Below are 17,270 nucleotides of genomic sequence, written 5' to 3' on the forward strand. Positions count from 1 at the left end.
ATGCAACACGCGCTCGTCAAATCCTTCGCACCGCCTGTCCGGCTCGACCATGACGGCCGTTCGGAAAACCCGGTCATCGATGCCCGCAACATCGCCGTCGATTTCAAGGTCGAACACGGCATGATCGAAGCCGTCAAGGACATCTCCTTTCAGCTCTATCGCGGCGAGACGATCGCCATTGTCGGCGAGTCGGGATCGGGCAAGTCGGTGACGGCGCGCACCGTCATGGGACTGTTGTCGAAACGCGCGGTCGTGTCGCCGAAATCGACCGTCGAATACAACGGGGCGAACATCCTGAAATATTCCGAGCGTGCGCGGCGCAAACTGCGGGGTGACCGCATCTCGATGATCTTTCAGGAGCCGATGAGTTCGCTCAACCCGATCTACACGATCGGCAGCCAGATCGTCGAGGCGATACGGGTGCATCGCAAGATGAGCCGCAGGCAGGCCGAAGCAAGAGCGCTCGAACTGCTGCAGCAGGTGCAGATTCCTGAGCCCCAGGCGCGGCTAAAACAATACCCGCACCAGCTTTCCGGCGGCCAGCGCCAGCGTGTGATGATCGCCATGGCGCTGGCCAACGATCCCGATGTGCTGATCGCCGATGAGCCGACGACGGCGCTCGACGTCACGGTTCAGGCGCAGATCCTCAATCTCATCCGAAACCTGCAGAAGAAACTGCGCATGGCGGTGATCCTGATCACGCACGACCTGACCGTGGTGCGGCAGTTCTCCGACTATGTCTACGTCATGCAGCATGGGGAGATGCGCGAGCACAATGTGACGGAGAGGCTGTTTGCCGATCCGCAGCATCCCTACACCTGTCACCTGCTTGCCTCCGAGCCGCGCGGCCAGGCAAATCCGTTGCCGGAAGGCGCCGACGTTATTCTTGAAGCCAAGGATGTGCGCGTCTCCTTCATGCTGCGGCACGGCACGTTCATGAGGCCGGACCTGCGCGAACTCGTCGCCGTCGACAGTCTCAGCCTGACCCTTCGGCGGCACGAGACGCTGGGTCTCGTCGGCGAATCCGGATCGGGCAAGACCACCTTCGGCGAGGCGCTGCTCAGGCTCAACACCACGGACAGCGGCGAGATCTATTTCGATGGCCAGCCGATCCATGGCTGTTCGCGGGCGCAGATGCGGCCGTTGCGGTCGCGCATGCAGGTCGTCTTCCAGGATCCGTTCTCGTCGCTCAACCCACGCATGACGATCGGCCAGATCATCGAGGAAGGGCTGGTCGTCAACCGCATCGGCGCCACCAGGAACGATCGGATCGAGCGGGTGCGCGAGGCGCTGATCAGCGCCGGCATGCCCGGCGATATCCTGTCGCGCTTCCCGCACGAGTTTTCCGGCGGCCAGCGCCAGCGTATTGCGATTGCCCGCGCCGTCGCGCTCGAACCGGAATTCATCGTACTCGACGAGCCGACATCGGCACTGGATCTCTCCGTCCAGGCGCAGATCATCGAATTGCTGCGCAAGCTGCAGCGAGAACGGGGCCTGAGCTACATCTTCATCTCGCACGACCTCAAGGTCGTTCGGGCGCTGTGCCATCGCGTCATCGTCATGCAGCACGGCAAGATCGTCGAAGAGGGGCCGGTCGACGAAGTCCTGTCCCACCCCAAAACCGCTTACACCGAACGGCTGGTCAAAGCCGCTTTCGAGGTAGCCTGATTGCTTAAGCCGGAGGTCGTTGTGGCAAGAAATCCCAAGGTCGCTTTCATCGGAGCTGGCTCGACGGTGTTCATGAGGAACATCGTCGGCGACATATTGCAGCGTCCGGCCTTATCCGGCGCGACGATCGCGCTGATGGACATCAATCCGCAACGGCTCGAGGAAAGCGCAATCGTGGTCGGCAAGCTGATCTCGACGCTCGGCGTGAGGGCCAAAGCCGAAACCTATTCGGACCAGCGCAAGGCGCTGGCGGGCGCCGATTTCGTCGTCGTCGCCTTCCAGATCGGCGGCTACGAGCCCTGCACCGTTACCGATTTCGAAGTTCCGAAGAAATACGGTCTGCGCCAGACCATCGCCGATACGCTCGGTGTCGGCGGCATCATGCGCGGCTTGAGAACCGTGCCGCATCTCTGGAAGATCTGCGAGGACATGCTCGCAATCTGCCCGCAGGCGATCATGCTGCAATATGTCAACCCGATGGCGATCAACACCTGGGCGATCGCTGAGAAATACCCTGACATCAAGCAGGTGGGCCTCTGCCATTCGGTGCAAGGCACGGCGATGGAACTGGCGCACGATCTCGACATTCCCTACGAGGAGATTCGCTACCGCTCGGCCGGCATCAATCACATGGCCTTCTATCTGAAGTTCGAGCATCGCCAGCCGGATGGCTCCTATCGCAACCTCTACCCGGATCTGCTGCGCGCCTATAGCGAAGGGCGGGCGCCGAAGCCGGGATGGAATCCGCGCTGCCCGAACAAGGTGCGCTACGAGATGCTGAAACGCCTCGGCTACTTCGTCACCGAGAGCTCCGAACATTTCGCAGAATACACGCCCTATTTCATCAAGGACGGGCGCGACGATCTGATCGAGAAATTCGGTATCCCGCTCGACGAATACCCGAAGCGCTGCATCGAGCAGATCGAACGCTGGAAGGGGCAAGCGGAAGCCTATCGCTCGGCTGACAAGATCGAAGTGGAGCAGTCGAAGGAATATGCGTCCTCGATCATGAACTCGGTCTGGACCGGCGAGCCGTCGGTGATCTACGGCAACGTCCGCAACAATGGCTGCATCACGTCATTGCCATATAATTGCGCGGCCGAGGTGCCATGCCTCGTTGACGCCTCGGGCATTCAACCCACCTTCATCGGCGACCTGCCGGTGCAGCTCACCGCGCTGATCCGCACCAATATCAACGTCCAGGAGCTGACGGTCCAGGCGCTGATGACCGAAAACCGCGAGCACATCTATCACGCGGCGATGATGGACCCGCACACGGCGGCCGAGCTCGACCTCGACCAGATATGGTCGCTGGTCGATGATTTGCTGGTTGCGCATGGCAATTGGCTGCCGGCCTGGGCGCGTGGAGCGCGCAGCGTTCGGGCGGCCTGAGTATCGGATACAGCTCGCGAGCAACCGTCGGCTGATAGGAAGTCGTCGACGGCGCGCGGCTCTAGTGACTCGAGGCTGGTAATCAACGATACGCGTTCAGTTCATGCGAACTTCCGGTTCGGCAAGCAGTGGAATCTCCAGGCCACGCCGCAAGCCGGTCGCCACGACCGATACCCTGAATTTTCCTGCGAGTGCCTTGTCGAAGATGGCGCCGACGATGATGTCGGCATCGTTGTCTACCTCCTCGCGGATGCGGGTTGCGGCTTCGTCGACTTCGAACAGCGTCATGTCCATGCCGCCCGATATCGAGACAAGGACGCCTTTGGCGCCCATCATCGAAGCTTCGTCGAGTAGCGGGTTGGCGATTGCCGCTTCCGCCGCCTTCTTGGCGCGGCCTTCTCCGGCAGCCTCGCCGGTCCCCATCATGGCGCGGCCCATGTCGCGCATCACCGACTTTACATCGGCGAAGTCGAGATTGATCAGGCCTTCCTTGACGATCAGATCGGTGATGCAGCCGACACCCGCATAAAGAACCCGGTCGGCCATGGCGAAGGCGTCGGCGAACGTGGTTCTGGCGTCGGCGATCCTGAACAGGTTCTGGTTGGGGATGACGATGACGGCATCGGCGCTTTCGCGCAGGCGCTCGATGCCCTCGTCGGCAGCGTACATGCGGCGCCTGCCTTCGAAGACAAATGGCTTGGTAACGACGGCGACGGTCAGTATTCCGGCTGCCCGTGCTGCCTGCGCTATAACAGGCGCGGCACCGGTGCCGGTTCCGCCTCCCATCCCGGCGGTCACGAAGCACATATGCGTTCCAGCAAGGTGATCCATGATCTCGTCGATGGATTCCACGGCCGCGGCACGGCCGACCTCGGGCAGGGACCCGGCGCCGAGACCTTCGGTGATATGAGCGCCCAACTGGATCAGCCTCGTTGCCTTTGACATGGCAAGGGCCTGGGCATCGGTGTTGGCGACGATGAATTCCGCGCCCTGCAGGCCTTCGGCGATCATGTTGTTGACGGCGTTGCCGCCGCCGCCGCCCACCCCGACGACGGTGATCTTGGGCCTCATCTCCGAGATTACCGGCCTCGTCGCGGTGTTCATTGCCGTTCTCCCTGGATACGCCGAGTGGTCGCTGGAAGCTTGTCCCGGGCGCACTGCGAAAACTTTGAACCGGGCAGTGCGAATCAGGAAAGCCCAGAATGCAGGGAATCAGAGCGCGGAGCGGGCTGCAAGTGCGCGATGTGCCTCATAGGCGACTTGCGCCTGAAAGTTCACGCAATGCGCCTTGATACAGTGCAGATCGTGGCGCGCGCCGCACACTACAACTTTGGCGCGAGGCGCTGCGCGACATGGTCGGCAATCGCCAGGCAGGAGGTCAGGCCGGGGCTTTCGATGCCGAACAGGTTGACCAGGCTATCCACGCCGTGCACCGCCACGTCCTGGATGACGAAGTCGGCATTGGCCTCACCGGGACCGGACAGTTTTGGTCGGATGCCGCTGTAAGCGGGCTGCAGGCTGTCATCGGCCAGCTCCGGCCAGTATTTGCGGATCTCGCTGTAGAAGCGCTCGCCACGAGCTGGGTCGACGCGATAGTCGAGTTGATCGGTCCATTCGACGTCCGGCCCGAAGCGGGTGACGCCATCGAGATCGAGCGTCAGATGAACACCGAGCCCGCCGGGTTCGGGCACCGGATAGACCAATCGTGAGAACGGCGCCCGGCCGGTCACCGAAAAATAATTGCCCTTGGCATAATGGAGCTTTGGCACGAATTGCTGATTGAGCCCTTCAAGCGAACCCGCAAGGGCTGCCGCGCCAAGCCCGGCGGCATTGACGAAACGCGGAGTGGCGATCTCGAAGCGCTCGCCGCCGGCAGCGTCCACCGTCTCGAGCACGACGCGGCCCGCTTCGATGCGGCCGGAGGCGATGCGCGTGTTGAGACTAAGTGCCGCCCCGTGCGCTTCGGCATCAGCCAGCAAGGCGAGCATCAGGGCATGGCTGTCGATGATCCCGGTGGCCGGCGACAGCAACGCTGCCGTACACCTAAGGCTGGGCTCCAGCGCATGCGCCTCGGCTTCGCGCAACGGCACCAGGTCGCCGGCGCCGCAAGCGCGTGCATTGGCCCGGATTGAGGCGAGCACCGGCTCCTGTTCGGCATTTGTGGCAACGATGAGCTTGCCGCAGCGCGCGTGCGGGATCGCCCGCTCCTCGCAATAGCGATAGAGTCTTTCCCGGCCGGCCACGCAGAACCGGGCTTTCAGCGATCCAACCGGATAGTGGAGGCCGGCATGGATGACCTCGGAGTTGCGCGAGCTTGTCCCGGTGCCGATAGCGTTCTCGGCTTCCAGGACCAGCGTATCGATGCCGCGCTGCGCCATCTCTCGCGCGATCGCCAGGCCAACAACGCCGGCGCCGGCGACAATGCAGTCGACATGGTCCACGGTTAGGTCAAGCCGAAGTTCTGCATGCGTCCACCCATCCGCTGGCCCTGTCGAAAGCGCTTGACACTATACCGTTCGAGAAAGATGCATCAAACGGCATAATGCACGGGGACCTGCCGAGCCGGCCCGGCGGCAGGACTGTTTCGCGTGCAGCACAGGAGCCATCATGGACTCACGACCGAATTCACCCGAAGCCCGCGACATAAGCTTTCACATGCATGGCTATACGAATGCGCGCAAGCATCAGGAGTTGGGGCCGCTCGTCATCGAGAAAGGCGACGGCATCTATGTCGAGGACCTTGCCGGCAACCGCTATATCGAGGCGATGGCGGGGCTCTGGAGCGTCGCGGTCGGTTTTTCGGAGAAGCGGCTGGTCGATGCGGCAGTACGGCAAATGTCGAAGCTGCCTTACTATCACGATTTCGGCTCCAAATCGCATTCGCCGCTGATCGATCTCGCCGAGAGACTGGTGCAGATGGCGCCGGTGCCGATGAGCAAGGCGTATTTCACCAATTCCGGTTCCGAGGCCAACGATACGGCCATGAAGATGATCTGGTACCGGTCGAATGCGCTCGACCAGCCGGCGCGCAAGAAGATCATCAGCCGCAAGAAGGGCTATCACGGCGTCACCATCGCCTCGGCAAGCCTGACCGGACTGCCCAACAACCACACTTCCTTTGACCTGCCGATTGCCAATGTGCTGCATACCTCGACGCCGCACCATTGGCGCGAGGCGCTGCCGGGTGAAAGCGAAGAGCTGTTTTCGACGCGGCTTGCCGACGAGCTGGAAACGCTGATCCTCGCCGAAGGACCGGAAACCATCGCCGCCTTTTTCGGCGAACCGATCATGGGCGCCGGCGGCGTCATCGTTCCGCCGGCCGGCTACTGGGAGAAGATACAGGCGGTGCTGTCGAGATACGACATCCTACTCATCGCCGACGAGGTGATCTGCGGCTTTGGCCGAACAGGTGAGATGTTCGGCTCGCAGACCTTCGGCATCAGGCCCGACATCATGGTGTTGTCGAAACAGATCTCTTCGTCCTACCTGCCGATCTCAGCCCTGCTGATCAACGACAAGGTATTCGAGCCGCTCGCCGACGAAAGCAACCGTATCGGCACCTTCGGCCACGGTTTCACCGGCGGCGGCCATCCAGTTGCGGCAGCGGTCGCGCTCGAGAACCTGAAGCTGATCGAGGAGCGCGACCTTGTCGGCAACGCGCGCGCCGTCGGGGCGCACATGCAGAAGCGGCTGCGCGATCTCGCTTCGCACCCGCTTGTCGGCGAGGTGCGCGGCATCGGCCTGATTTCGGCGGTCGAACTGGTCGGCGACAAGGCGAACAAGGCGCCGTGGGGCACGGTGGGTGCCTTGGGCGGACTCGTCAACGGCTTCATGCAGCAGAACGGCGTCATCTCGCGCAATATGGGCGATGCGCTGGCTTTCTGCCCGCCGCTGATCATCACCGAGCCGCAGGTCGACCAGGTGATCGACGCGTTTGAACGGTCGCTCGAGGCTGCCGCCAAGGAGGTCCGATCGCAGAGCTGATCGTGCTATTTAGCGACGCCGACCGCATCCGGCACGACGACCAGCTTGCCAACGAAATCCTTGGCGATGAAATCGGCCTGGGCGCGATGGAAATCGGAGAGCTTGTAGACGCCGCCGACCAGCGGCCGGATCTTCTTCTCCTCGATGTAACGCACGATGCGGCGGAAATCCGCGCGTGTGCCCTGGCTCGAGCCGTGCAGCTGGAGCTGTTTCAGGTACATGGTGCGCAGATCGAGCTGCACGACCGGGCCGGCAATCGCGCCCGCCGTCGTGTAGCGGCCTTCGGGCCTGAGGATGCGCAGCAGGTCGTTGAAGATCGCGCCGCCGACGAGGTCGGCAACCACGTCGATCGGCCGGCCGCCGGTCGCCTCGTTGACGGCGGCCGGCAGATCGGCAACGCCACGGGTGATCACCGCCTCGGCGCCGATGTCACGCACGGCCTGTTCCTTGCCCTTGCCGGCAACCGCATAGGGAATGGCGCCGCGCGCCCGCGCCAGCTGCACGATGCCCGAGCCGACGCCGCCCGAGGCGCCGGTGACCAGCACGCGCTCGCCGGCTTTCAATGCGGCGCGTTCCAGCATCTGCTCGCCGGTGAGATAGGCGCAGCAGAAAGTGGCAAGTTCGACGTCGCTCAGATCGGTGCTGACGACATGGGCGTTCTCGGCAGGCACTGTCTGGTATTCGGCATAGCCGCCGTCGCGGCCGTGGCCCATATAGTCGATGTCGGCGAGTGAATCGTCGTCGCGATTGTAGATGGAGAAATCGACCATCACCCGCTCGCCGATGCGGGCCGGCGACACGCCGTCGCCGACGGCAACGATGTTGCCGACCGTGTCGGTGCCCTGGATGCGTGGGAAGGTCAGTGTGTTGCCTTGCCGCCGCCATGTCGAGACGGCGGCTGCATCCTCCTCAGTGCCATAGGCGCCCTGGCGCACCCAGACATCGGTGTTGTTCATGCCGCAAGCGGTGACCTTGACCAGCACCTCGCCCGGAGCGGGCAAGGGCACTTTGACGTCGGTGCGGTAGACGAGCTTTTCCGGTCCGCCGTGCCCGATCAGCTGCACGGCGGCCATGGTGGCGGGGAGGGTTTTGGTCATGGCATTCATGTCGGTTCTTCAGATGTTGGCAAACACGCTCTTCACCGCGTCGGCCGTCTTGGAGACGACGATGTCGGCCTCTTGCCGTGTCAGGCAGAGCGGCGGCGCGAAACCGAGAATGTCGCCCTGCGGCATGGCGCGGCCGATGACGCCGCTTGCCGCAAGGGTGGTCGCGACCTGCGGTCCGATCTTTTGCGAGGCGTCGAAGAACACGCGGTCGTCCCGGTCGGCGACGAACTCGATTGCCGCCAGCATGCCGTCGCCGCGCACCTCGCCGATGTTTTTGTGGCCGCCGACGGCTTTCGTCAGCTCGGCGCGGAAATAGGCGCCGGTCTCGCCGGCGTTCCGCACCAGGTCCATCTCGTCGATCAGTTCCAGGTTGGCGACGCCGGCGGCCACGCAGATCGGATGCGCCGAATAGGTCCAGCCATGGCCGAGCGAGCCGAGCTTGTCGGAGCCTTGGACGAGCACCTGCCACACCTTGTCGGAGACGATGACGCCAGAGAGCGGCGCATAGGCCGAGGTCAGGCCCTTGGCGATGGTGATCAGGTCGGGCTTGATGCCGTAATGGTCGGAGCCGAACATGGTGCCAAGCCGGCCGAAGCCGGTGACTACCTCATCGGCGATCAAAAGCACGTCGTATTTCTTCAGCACCGCCTGGATCTTTTCCCAATAGCCGGCCGGCGGCGGCACGATGCCGCCGGTGCCGAGGATCGGCTCGCCGATGAAGGCGGCGACCGTTTCCGGCCCTTCGGCGAGGATCATCTCCTCGAGCTTGTCGGCGCAGTATTGCGAAAACTGCTCTTCACTCAGCGAGCGGTCGGCGCGGCGGAAATAGTAGGGCGCCTCGGTGTGCAGGACCGGCGCACGCGGCAGGTCGAAGGCGTTGTGGAACAGGTCGAGGCCGGTCAGCGATCCGGTCATGATGCCGGAGCCGTGATAACCGCGCCAGCGCGAGATGATCTTCTTCTTCTCGGACCGGCCGAGCACGTTGTTGTAGTACCAGATCAGCTTGATGTTGGTTTCATTGGCGTCTGAACCGGAGAGCCCGAAATAGACCCTCGACATGCCTTGCGGCGCGCGGTCGATGATCATCTTGGACAGCGTGATCGACGCCTCGGTGCCGTGCCCGACATAGGCATGGTAATAAGCGAGATTCTTGGCCTGCGCGGCGATGGCGTCGGCGATCTTCTGGCGGCCATAACCGACATTGACGCAGTAGAGTCCGGCGAAGGCATCGATGCTCTTGCGCCCGTTGTTGTCCCAGATGGTGACGCCTTCGCCGCCGGCGATCACGCGGGTCGGGCTCTCGCCACGCGCGTGGGTGCCCATATGGGTCGAGGGATGGAAGAAGTGATCGCGGTCCCAGGCGGCGAGTTCGTTTGACCGGTCGAGCATTTTTTACTCCTGAAGGAAATTGTCGGGGCGGCTCACGCCACGTCGAGGCAGAGATATTTGAGATCGGTAAAGGCTTCGAGCCCATGACGCGAGCCCTCGCGGCCGATGCCGGACTGCTTGACGCCACCGAAAGGGATCGGCGCGCCCGTGATCTTGACGCGGTTGATGGCGACCATGCCATAGTCGAGCGCGCGGCCAATGCGCAATTGCCTACCGCCGTTTTCGGTGACGACATAGGCGACGAGGCCGTATTCGGTGGCATTGGCGCGGGCGACGACTTCCTCTTCGCTGTCGAAGGGCGTCACGGCGGCGACCGGACCGAAGGTCTCCTCGCGCATGATCAAAGCGTCGTCTCCCACGTCGGCAAGCAGGGTCGGCTGGTAGAACAGCGGCCCGGCGGAATGGCGCTTGCCACCGGTCAGGCAGCGCGCGCCTTTGGCGAGCGCATCGGCCACCTGCTCCTCGACCTTCTTGACAGCGCGTTCGTGCATCAAGGGCCCGATTTCGGTGTCGTCAGCCAGGCCATTGCCGGTCCGCAATGCCTCGACGCGTTTGGCGAAAGCAGCGCAGAACCGATCGTAGAGCGGACGCTGGACATAGATGCGGTTGGCGGCGAGGCAGTCCTGGCCGGAGGTCGCGAATTTGGCGTCGACCGCAATGGCGACAGCCTTGTCGAGATCGGCGTCGGCGAAGACGATCAGCGGCGCATGACCGCCGAGTTCCATCACCAGACGCTTCATCGTCGGCGCAGTCTGTGCGGCGATCAGCCTGCCGATCTCGGTCGAGCCGGTGAAGCTCATGGCGCGAACGCGCGGGTCTTCGCACATCCGCCCAACGATAGTCGAAGCCCTGCCGGTGAGGACGTTGAACACGCCGGCCGGCAGGCCAGCGCGTTCGCCAAGCTCGGCCAGCGCCAGTGCCGACAGCGGCGTTTCCGAGGAAGGATGCGCGACGATGGTGCAACCGGCGGCAAGGGCGGCAGCCGCCTTGCGGGTCAGCATGGCCGCTGGAAAATTCCACGGCGTGACGACGCCGACGACGCCGAGCGGCTCGCGCCGCACCATCATCTCGGTATCAGGCAGATGGCTGGTGACGCTTTCGGCGTTGAGACGTTTGGCCTCCTCGGCATACCATTCGACAAAAGAGGCGGCATAGTCGATCTCGCCGAGCGATTCCTTCAGCGGCTTGCCTTGTTCGAGCGTCATCAGCAGAGCCAGGTCATTCTTGGCGGCGACGATCAGATCGAACCATTTTCGCAAGATTTTCGACCTTTCCTGCGGCAGCAATGCGCGCCAAGCAGGAAAGGCGCGCGATGCCGCATCGATCGCCAATGTCGTCTGCCGGGCATCGAGCGCGGCAACAAAAGCGACGGTCGATCCGGTGGCCGGATCGGTCACCTCGAAACTCTCCGCGGTCTCGCTCGCCGTCCAGTGGCCAGCGACATAGGCGAGTTCGCGCAGCAGCCGTCGGTCGGCGAGGCGATCGAGTGCTTCATGGCGGTGCGAGCGGGCAAAATGTGCAGACATCATCGGGCTCCCGGTTCGGGTAATGCCGCAAGACTATCTCTGCCGCGCAAACAGAGAGGCTGTTTGCGTGCCTGCACGTAGAGAGATTGTCTCTATTGCCCTGCCCCGCCAGACGATCTCTCCGGCATCAGGAAGATGCCGGCAACAGATCCGCCACTGGCAGCACACTCTCCTCCTTCACCGTCTTGGTGACGATGTAGGTGAAATAGCGGTCGATGCCGATCTCGCGTTCGAGCAGGGCGTCGACCAGCCGCTGATAGGCGTCGATGTCGCGCGCCATCACCTTCAGCAGGTAATCGACGCCGCCGCCGACAGACCAGCAGGCGACGATCTCGGGGATGTCGCGGATGACGCGCTCGAAACGGTCGAAATCGGCCTGGCGGTGGCTTGCCAGCGTCACCTCCATCAGCACGGTAGCGACCGGCGAGATGGCGCGCATGGCGATCCTGGCATGGTAGCCCGAGACGATGCCGGCCTTTTCCAGCTTGCGCAGCCGCATCCAGCACGGCGTCGGCGACAGGCCGACTTTCTCGGCCAGCGCCAGCTTGGTGATGCGCCCGTCGCGCTGGATGGCGTCGAGGATTTTGAGATCGATCGGATCGAGTTTCGCTGCAGCCATGACCGCCCACTTCCAGTGCCCGACACCATGACGGCGCATTATTTCGATTGTCAATTGCACTGATTTCGATCTCTAATAAGTCATGACATTTTGGCGACCAGATCCCGCTCTTATCCGGCGGCCGGCGTATCAATCGCTCGCCGACCAGTTCGCGCGGGCCATCCATGACGGGCGTCTGGCCACTGGGGCGCGCCTACCGACGCACCGGCAACTGGCCGACGATCTGAAACTTTCCGTGCAGACGGTCAGCCGCGCCTACGAGGAGTTGATCCGCCGCGGGCTGGTTTCCGGCGAGGTCGGCCGCGGCAGCTTCGTGCAGACGCAGCGCCGCGAGCCGGAGCCGCCCTATCTGCCGGAGCGGCTGGGCGAGGTCATCGACCTCTCCATCCTGAAGCCGGTCTGCGAACCGATGCATCTGGAGCGGCTGAGGCAGGCACTGGGCTGGCTCGCCGAAAACCTGCCGTCGAGCTCGGCGCTGTCGTTCAGGCCGAACATGGTGTTCCCGCGCCACCGCGCGGTGGGCGTCGAGTGGCTGCGGCTCTGCGGCCTCGACGCGTCGCCGCAGAACATCAGCCTGACCAACGGCGCCACCGCCGGGATGACGGTAGCGCTGATGAGCGTGGCGCCGCCCGGTTCGACCGTCGCCACGGAAGCGATCGGCCATCACACGCTGATCCCGCTGGCGCGCTATCTCGGCTTCAATCTCGAGGGTCTGCCGATCGACGGCAATGGGCTGATCCCGGAAGCGCTCGACGAGGCCTGCCGGCTGTCCGACATCCGCGCCGTGTTCGTGCAGCCCTCGGTGATCAACCCGACGGCAACGCTGATGGATGCCGCCCGGCGCGAGCGGATCGCGGCGGTGGCGCGCAGGCACGACATCGCCATCATCGAGAACGATGTGCTCGGCCCGCTGGTCGAGGACCGGCCGCCGCCGGTCGCGGCGTTTGCCCCCGAGCGCACGCTCTATGTCACCTCCTTCACCAAGATCGTGGTGCCCGGCCTGCGCATCGGCTATCTCGCAGCACCCGATCGTTATGTCGCCGCGGTTGCCAACCGCCACCTGGTCTCGAACTGGATGGCGACTCCGATGGTGGCCGAGATCGCCAGCAAATGGGTGACCGACGGCACCGCGATGGAACTCGTTCGATGGCAGCGCCTGGCCTTGCGGCGGCGTCTGGACATCGCCGCCGAGGTGCTTGCCGGGGTGGATTATCGCGCTCATCGCGACGGGCTTCACGTCTGGCTGCGGCTGCCCGAGGATCGCGGCGAGGAAAGCTTTGTGTCCCAGGCGCGCCTGCAGGGCGTGGCGATTGCGCCCGGCACGTCGTTTCGCATTTCGCAAATGCCTTGGCATCCAGCTGTCCGGATTTCGCTGGGCTCGACCACGGAGGGGGAACTGCGTGCCGGTCTCGGCGTTGTCACAAAGCTTCTGCTCGGCGATCCCGAGCATCTCCTGCTTGCCATCTAGGCAACAAATGGCGGGGAATTGTGCGGAATTCGAAATATTGTCATGATATTATTTTCTTGATTGACATGATTTGCCGCGATCCGCATCGTTAAAGGCATAGCTTCTCCAGCACGGGAAATTCATTGTCGGCGCCCATCATCAAGATCGACGGCATTTCGAAAAGCTTCGGCACCTTCAAGGTGCTGGACGGCCTCTCGATGCAAGTCATGCCGGGCGAGAAGCTGGCGCTGATCGGCCCATCGGGCTCGGGCAAGACGACGATCCTGCGTATCCTGATGACGCTTGAGCGCATCGACAGCGGCCACATCCAGGTCGACGGCGAACAGCTGTACCACATGGAGCGTAACGGCCGGCTGCTAACGGCCGATGAACGGCATTTGGCAAAGATGCGCCAGAAGATCGGCATGGTCTTCCAACTGTTCAATCTGTTTCCGCACAAATGCGTCATCGACAATGTGACGCTGGCACCGATGCTGACCAAAGGCGTGCCGCGGGCCGCCGCCGAAAAGCGGGCGATGGAACTGCTCGACATGGTCGGCATGGTCGACAAGGCCAAAGCGATGCCGGCGCAGCTTTCCGGCGGACAGAAGCAGCGCGTCGCGATTGCCCGGGCGCTGGCGCTGTCGCCGAAGATTATGCTGTTCGACGAGGTCACCTCGGCGCTCGACCCGGAGCTCGTCGACGAGGTCCTCAACGTCATGCGCAAGCTCGCCGCCGAGACCGACATGACCATGCTGCTGGTCACCCACGAGATGGGTTTCGCCCATGACTTCGCCGACCGGGTGCTGTTCTTCGATCGCGGCAGAATAGTCGAGGAAGGCAAGCCCGACGAGATTTTCCGCCATCCCAAACAGGAGCGTACGCAAGGTTTCCTGAAGAAGATCATTGCGGCCGGACATCGGGTCTGACTGCCATGCGAGGCGGCGACGCCTCAAGCAAGCCAAGAAGACAGACAAACAAGGAGTTGGGAACAATGAAGAAATTTGCCATTTTGGCCGGCGTCGCCGGTATTGCGCTGGCGGCGGTGCTGGCCGCCTCGACGTCCGGCTCGGCCGATGACAGCAAGCTCGAAGAGCTCAAGGCGCAAGGCTTTGCCCGCGTCGCTATCGCCAACGAGCCGCCCTATACGGCGGTCGCTGCCGACGGCAAGGTTTCGGGTGCGGCGCCTGACGTTGCCCGTGAAATCTTCAAACGTCTTGGCGTCAACGATATCGTCGCCTCGATCTCGGAATATGGCGCCATGATCCCCGGCTTGCAGGCCGGCCGTTTCGACGTCGTCACCGCCGGCCTGTTCATGAAGCCGGAACGTTGCGCTGCGGTCGCCTATTCGGAACCGGTGCTGTGCGACGCCGAGGCGATGCTGGTGAAGAAGGGCAACCCGAAGGGCTTCAAGAGCTACGAGGACGTCGCCAAGGACACCAGCGCGACGATCGGCGCACCGGGTGGCGGCACCGAGGAAAAGCTGGCGCTCACCGCAGGTGTGCCGCGCGAGCGCGTCATCGTCGTGCCGGACGGCCAGAGCGGCCTGAAGATGCTGCAGGACGGCCGCATCGATGCTTATTCACTGCCCGTGCTGTCGATCAACGACCTGGTCAAGAAAGCCAATGATCCGAACCTCGAAGTCATCGCGCCGGTGGTCGGTGCGCCGGTCTATTGCGACGGCGCAGCCTTCAAGAAGGGCGACGAAGCGCTGCGCGACGCCTATGATGTCGAGCTGGCGAAACTGAAGAAGTCCGGCGAGTTCGCCAAGATCATCGAGCCTTACGGCTTCTCGGCGGCGGCGGCAATGTCGACGAGCCGCGACAAGCTCTGCTCGGCGAAATAGGCGGGTCTTCCTTCTCCCCGTTCACGGAGAGAAGGAGGCCCGAAGGGCCGGATGAGGGGCAGCACAAAGTTCTGCCAAGCTGGCTCTGCCCCTCATCTGCCTGCCGGCATCTTTTTCCCGTGAACGGGGAGAAGGAGGCTGAAGCCAACGTCTCGCTGGACATTCAATGCGGAAACTCTCGACCCAATGACCCAATGGTCCGGTTATTTCGGCCTGATATTGCAAGGAGCACTCGTCACCATCGAGTTGACGCTGATGGGGTCGGTGCTGGCCTTGGTCATGGCCTTTCTTGCCGGGCTGGGGCGGCTGTCGCGGTTTTTCGTGCTGCGCGCGCTGGCCACCGCCTATATCGAGTTCTTCCGCGGCACCTCGATCTTCGTGCAGCTGTTCTGGGCCTATTTCGTGCTGCCTTTCGCCGGCATTTCGCTGACGCCGCTGCAGGCCGGCGTGCTGGCGCTGGGCCTCAATGTCGGCGCTTATGCGGCGGAAGTCGTGCGCGGCGCCATCAAGTCGATCGGCCGCGAACAATATGAGGCCTGCACCGCGCTCAATCTCGGCCGCTGGCAAGCCATGCGCCATATCATCCTGCCGCAAGCGCTTTTGGTGATGCTGCCGACCTTCGGCAACAACGCCATCGAGCTGCTCAAGGCCACCGCCGTCGTTTCGCTGATCTCGCTTGCAGACCTGACCTTCCAGGCGCAGGTGGTTCGCTCGCAGACCGGCAATACACTGGTGCCGTTCAGCACCATCCTCGTCATCTATTTCGTCCTGGCGCTGCTCATCTCCTGGGGCGTGCGGTCGCTGGAACGCCGCATGGCTCGTGGCCTCGACGGGGTGCGCGTATGATTGATCGGGCCTGCTAATGGAATGGGATTGGGATTTTGTCCGGCAAATCCTGCCGACGCTGATCGAGGGGGTGAAGATCACCATCCTGGCGACGCTGCTCGGCTCGGTGCTGGCGGCCGTCGTCGGGCTGGGCATTGCGTTGGCGCGCCGTTCGCCGAACCGGGCCCTGTCGCGCACCGTCGGTTTCGTTGCCGAGTTCATCCGTGGCACGCCGCTGTTGGTGCAGCTCTATTTCATCTTCTACGTGCTGCCGGATTTCGGCGTCCTGTTGCCGCCGTTGGTGGCGGGCGTCATCGGTCTCGGACTGCATTACGGCACTTACACGGCCGAGGTCTACCGCGCCGGCATCGACAATGTGCCGCGCGGCCAATGGGAAGCGGCCAAGGCCTGCAATCTGAATGCCACGCAGACCTGGACGCACATCATCATTCCGCAGGCGATCCCGCCGATGATCCCGGCGCTTGCCAATTATTTCATCGCCATGTTCAAAGAGACGCCGCTGCTGTCGGCGATCACCGTGCTGGAACTGATGAACCAGGCCAAGAGCGTCGCCAACACCTATTATCGGTATATCGAACCGATCACCTTGGTCGGCGCCTTCTTCCTCGCCATCAGCCTGTTCTCGGTGGTGCTGCTGCGCTGGCTGGAACACCGTTATGGACGGATCGAACGATGAGCGCTGCACCCGATCTCCGCCTGCGCTCGGTCCGGCCGCCGCTCGATGCGCGTCCGCTGGAAAAGCGGGTCGGCCTGATCATCCTTGCCACCGACCATACGAGCGAACCGGATTTTCGCCGCATGGTGGCAAGCGACCGCATCGGCGTCTATGTCGCGCGCATCCCCTACGCCAACCCGACGACGCCGGACAATTTGCGCAAGATGCAGCCGTCACTGACGGCGGGGGCGGCCCTGATCCTGCCCGACGAGCCGCTCGACGCGATCTGCTATTCCTGCACCTCGGCCTCGGTCGTGATCGGCGATGCCGAAATCGAGGCGGCGGTGCAGGCCGCCAAGCCCGGCGTGCCGGTGGTCACGCCGCCGATGGCCGGGGTGCGCGGCCTGAAGGCGCTGGGCGCCAGGACGGTCAGCATCCTCACCCCTTATACGGTCGAGACCAGCCGGCCGATGGCGACCTATTTCACCGAGCATGGATTCGAAATCGCCAGCTTTACTTGCCTCGGCTTCGAGGATGATCGCGAGATGGCGCGGATTGCTCCGAAATCCTTGGTCGATCTGGTCCGCGATGGGATGGCCTCGCAGGCCGACGCGCTGTTCGTGTCCTGCACGGCGCTGCGGTCGGCGGCGGCAGTTGTCGGCATGGAAGAGGCTATCGGCCGCCCCGTCGTCACCAGCAACCAGGCGACGGCCTGGAATTGCTTGCGGCTTTGCGACGACGACGAGCCGCGCCCTGAATTCGGCCGTCTGATGACGCTGCCGTTGAACTGAT

The 17,270-nt window shown here is 63.3% G+C and carries 15 protein-coding genes; 9 read left to right on the forward strand and 6 right to left on the reverse strand.

Annotated features, from left to right (window positions below):
• Together NKI79_RS17605 and NKI79_RS17610 are read left to right on the forward strand one after the other, a co-directional pair.
• A complete protein-coding gene (locus NKI79_RS17605; protein WP_352803238.1) occupies positions 1-1,668 on the forward strand; it encodes an ABC transporter ATP-binding protein in 1,668 nt (555 codons plus the stop codon).
• Between the two features lie 21 nt (positions 1,669-1,689).
• Positions 1,690-3,060: an alpha-glucosidase/alpha-galactosidase gene (locus NKI79_RS17610; RefSeq protein WP_352803087.1), complete on the forward strand. Its 1,371-nt coding sequence runs from the start codon at positions 1,690-1,692 to the stop codon at positions 3,058-3,060.
• Between the two features lie 96 nt (positions 3,061-3,156).
• Here NKI79_RS17610 and ftsZ read toward each other — a convergent pair whose 3' ends face one another.
• Together ftsZ and NKI79_RS17620 are read right to left on the reverse strand one after the other, a co-directional pair.
• A complete protein-coding gene (ftsZ, locus tag NKI79_RS17615) occupies positions 3,157-4,164 on the reverse strand; it encodes a cell division protein FtsZ (RefSeq protein WP_352803089.1) in 1,008 nt (335 codons plus the stop codon).
• Between the two features lie 218 nt (positions 4,165-4,382).
• Positions 4,383-5,501 carry an NAD(P)/FAD-dependent oxidoreductase gene (locus NKI79_RS17620; protein WP_352803092.1) on the reverse strand — a complete coding sequence of 373 codons (1,119 nt, stop codon included), beginning with the start codon at positions 5,499-5,501 and terminating at the stop codon, positions 4,383-4,385.
• Between the two features lie 166 nt (positions 5,502-5,667).
• Here NKI79_RS17620 and NKI79_RS17625 point away from each other — a divergent pair, with 166 nt between their 5' ends.
• On the forward strand, positions 5,668-7,044 hold the full coding sequence (locus NKI79_RS17625) for an aspartate aminotransferase family protein (protein WP_352803093.1): 1,377 nt from the start codon (positions 5,668-5,670) through the stop codon (positions 7,042-7,044).
• Between the two features lie 5 nt (positions 7,045-7,049).
• Here NKI79_RS17625 and NKI79_RS17630 read toward each other — a convergent pair whose 3' ends face one another.
• The 4 genes from NKI79_RS17630 to NKI79_RS17645 all read right to left on the reverse strand — a co-directional run bounded on the left by NKI79_RS17630 (position 7,050) and on the right by NKI79_RS17645 (position 11,684).
• A complete protein-coding gene (locus NKI79_RS17630; RefSeq protein ID WP_352803095.1) occupies positions 7,050-8,150 on the reverse strand; it encodes an alcohol dehydrogenase family protein in 1,101 nt (366 codons plus the stop codon).
• Between the two features lie 9 nt (positions 8,151-8,159).
• Positions 8,160-9,539, reverse strand: a complete 1,380-nt coding sequence (locus NKI79_RS17635; protein ID WP_352803098.1) for an aspartate aminotransferase family protein — start codon at positions 9,537-9,539, stop codon at positions 8,160-8,162.
• A 32-nt stretch (positions 9,540-9,571) separates the two neighbouring features.
• Positions 9,572-11,065 (reverse strand): NAD-dependent succinate-semialdehyde dehydrogenase, encoded by a 1,494-nt coding sequence (locus NKI79_RS17640; protein WP_352803099.1) that lies wholly within the window; start codon positions 11,063-11,065, stop codon positions 9,572-9,574.
• A gap of 127 nt (positions 11,066-11,192) precedes the next feature.
• On the reverse strand, positions 11,193-11,684 hold the full coding sequence (locus NKI79_RS17645; RefSeq protein WP_352475676.1) for an Lrp/AsnC family transcriptional regulator: 492 nt from the start codon (positions 11,682-11,684) through the stop codon (positions 11,193-11,195).
• A gap of 82 nt (positions 11,685-11,766) precedes the next feature.
• Between NKI79_RS17645 and ehuR the strand changes: the two genes are divergently transcribed.
• The 6 genes from ehuR (at position 11,767) to eutA (ending at position 17,269) form a co-directional block, all read left to right on the forward strand.
• Positions 11,767-13,152, forward strand: a complete 1,386-nt coding sequence (gene ehuR, locus NKI79_RS17650) for a MocR-like ectoine utilization transcription factor EhuR (RefSeq protein ID WP_352803102.1) — start codon at positions 11,767-11,769, stop codon at positions 13,150-13,152.
• A gap of 122 nt (positions 13,153-13,274) precedes the next feature.
• On the forward strand, positions 13,275-14,060 hold the full coding sequence (gene ehuA / locus NKI79_RS17655; protein WP_023677199.1) for an ectoine/hydroxyectoine ABC transporter ATP-binding protein EhuA: 786 nt from the start codon (positions 13,275-13,277) through the stop codon (positions 14,058-14,060).
• A gap of 65 nt (positions 14,061-14,125) precedes the next feature.
• Positions 14,126-14,977: an ectoine/hydroxyectoine ABC transporter substrate-binding protein EhuB gene (ehuB, locus tag NKI79_RS17660; protein WP_352752735.1), complete on the forward strand. Its 852-nt coding sequence runs from the start codon at positions 14,126-14,128 to the stop codon at positions 14,975-14,977.
• A gap of 186 nt (positions 14,978-15,163) precedes the next feature.
• Positions 15,164-15,823: an ectoine/hydroxyectoine ABC transporter permease subunit EhuC gene (gene ehuC, locus NKI79_RS17665; RefSeq protein ID WP_254819481.1), complete on the forward strand. Its 660-nt coding sequence runs from the start codon at positions 15,164-15,166 to the stop codon at positions 15,821-15,823.
• A 16-nt stretch (positions 15,824-15,839) separates the two neighbouring features.
• A complete protein-coding gene (gene ehuD / locus NKI79_RS17670) occupies positions 15,840-16,499 on the forward strand; it encodes an ectoine/hydroxyectoine ABC transporter permease subunit EhuD (protein ID WP_254819480.1) in 660 nt (219 codons plus the stop codon).
• Complete coding sequence (gene eutA / locus NKI79_RS17675; RefSeq protein WP_352803106.1) at positions 16,496-17,269, forward strand: ectoine utilization protein EutA; 774 nt, start codon at positions 16,496-16,498, stop codon at positions 17,267-17,269. The genes ehuD and eutA overlap by 4 nt, the downstream gene beginning before the upstream one ends.
• Position 17,270: the final 1 nt, after the last annotated feature.

The organism is Mesorhizobium sp. M0340, from assembly GCF_040321535.1.
Classification (GTDB): domain Bacteria; phylum Pseudomonadota; class Alphaproteobacteria; order Rhizobiales; family Rhizobiaceae; genus Mesorhizobium.